The organism is Allomuricauda sp. TY007 (assembly GCF_010468565.1).
Classification (GTDB): Bacteria; Bacteroidota; Bacteroidia; order Flavobacteriales; family Flavobacteriaceae; genus Flagellimonas.
Map to the genome: position 1 here is coordinate 1 of NZ_WUEG01000038.1, position 1,815 is coordinate 1,815.

The following is a 1,815-nucleotide window of genomic DNA, read 5'->3' on the forward strand; positions in this document are numbered from 1 at the left end:
TTGGATTTATGCCATTTGTAAGTAGGTTTGACAATATTAACAAAAAAACATTAACCATTATGAGTATCAAAAAATTAAGTTTAAACGATTTTGAAGCGGTTCCCGTACACGAACTATTGGAAGTTAAAGGAGGGGCTGAAATTATGCACATGCCTAATGATGATGGCCCTGGTGGGGGTATAATTGATAACTGTCCAAAATGTGACTCAAGAAGGTGTAATGGAGCTGCCCATTCTAGTTTCTCCGAAGCATGGGGTGCCTTTATGGATACAATAGGTGGTGCCTTAGGTTTTGGAAATTCATATAGAGGAGCGGCTGCTACAGGTTCTTATTATGGAGAGGTAGCTGACCAATGGCACAATTATATATATGGTAATTCACCTCGTGGCGGAAGATATCCTAAGCAAGGTGCAACACCACAAGATATTTGGGCTACCGCCTATGGCGCAGGAAATTGTCCTGAATAAAATTCCATTTAATGCAGTCCTCTCAATTTCTAATTGAGAGGACTGTTTTTTTGTTGAATAAAATATTAATTTAAAAAATGCTTAAGTCGATATTTCTTGCAATCTCACTATTTATCTTACTGTACTTTTTGCCAAACTTTCTGTTCAATCTCTTAAAATGGAATCCTAAAGATTTATTTTTAATAATATTTGTATTTAATATTTTAACAATAATCTACTTTTACTTTTTTGAGAAAAGAAAAACAAAAAATTACCTTGTAGAATTTAAATATCGGAATGGTTTAATATTAATTTCTATCCTACTGGCCATTTCCTCAAAATTGTCATTAGACCCTGTGTTCAACTTTGATTTAATTTTTGGTTATCTGAGTATAAACCAATTAAATCCTAGTAACGAGAGTTTCTTTGCCTTAAGACCGTTATTGGCTGTTTTTATAGTGCCGATTTCTGAGGAAATTCTATGTAGACAAATTGTCTTGACCAAATTTTTCCAGTACTCTAAGAAAAAAGTCTTTTCTATTTTATTATCATCCTTACTTTTTGCGTCATTTCACATTTATTCTTTAAACCTCTTTTTATTCACTTTTTGCCTAGGTGTTCTGTTGTCAATAGTTTATTTCAAATCCAAAAATCTTTTAATTCCAATAATGACTCACATATTCATTAATTTGATTGCAATTGGATTTCAAGGCGCAAATAGGGATGTTTATTTCAAAATATTAGAGGATTTGAATTTTGGGTTGGGTTATTGGCTTCTTGTTATCACTGGTTTAGGGATATTAATTCTTACTGTAAAGAAGTATATTTCCAAGTTTTCTATTTAACATGAGTTCTGTACAATTTACATTGTACTGTATGGTGCTTTCTTTTGTAATTTGTGTTGTTGGATTACTCCACACTTAGGATATAAACTTTTTGGGGACGTACAGTATTCAACTTTTGTATTGCCAATATTCTGTATAAGTATTTTATTCTTCGTTTTGGTTTTTTATGGTTTGCACAAGAGCATCGAGAGCTATGGCCTTGCTCAAATCTGTGATTTTCTTAATCTGAAAAAGATAACATTCAAAAAYTTTTTAATCAGYACKGGTATTTTTTTATYRGCTATTGTATTGACCATGCTTGTCAATATGCTTTTTGTTCACGTTTKGAATGGAAAAATTTTTCCACCAGCTCAAMTGYTGGAGGGAGTACATAGACCAAACAATACCATAAAGGCTCTAATTGTWGTGGGGCTCGTATTTGGCGGTGTTTTTGAAGAACTTTTTTGGAGAGGTTACTGGATTAAAAGACAGGTTGCGAGATATGGAAAAAATGCATGGATTATTAACGCAGTACTTTGGTCAAT

3 protein-coding genes are annotated in these 1,815 nt (G+C 32.8%); all 3 read left to right on the forward strand.

Going from position 1 to position 1,815, the window contains the following annotated elements; translation table 11 throughout:
- Positions 1–467, forward strand: a 467-nt coding sequence (locus GO009_RS17270; RefSeq protein WP_203532491.1) for a hypothetical protein, incomplete at its 5' end; no start/stop codon positions are given.
- A 77-nt stretch (positions 468–544) separates the two neighbouring features.
- Positions 545–1,291, forward strand: coding sequence for a type II CAAX endopeptidase family protein (locus GO009_RS18015; RefSeq protein ID WP_163627956.1), 747 nt, complete (start codon positions 545–547; stop codon positions 1,289–1,291).
- A gap of 306 nt (positions 1,292–1,597) precedes the next feature.
- Positions 1,598–1,815 (forward strand): CPBP family intramembrane glutamic endopeptidase (locus GO009_RS18020; protein ID WP_369008828.1); only part of this gene is annotated, 218 nt, incomplete at its 3' end.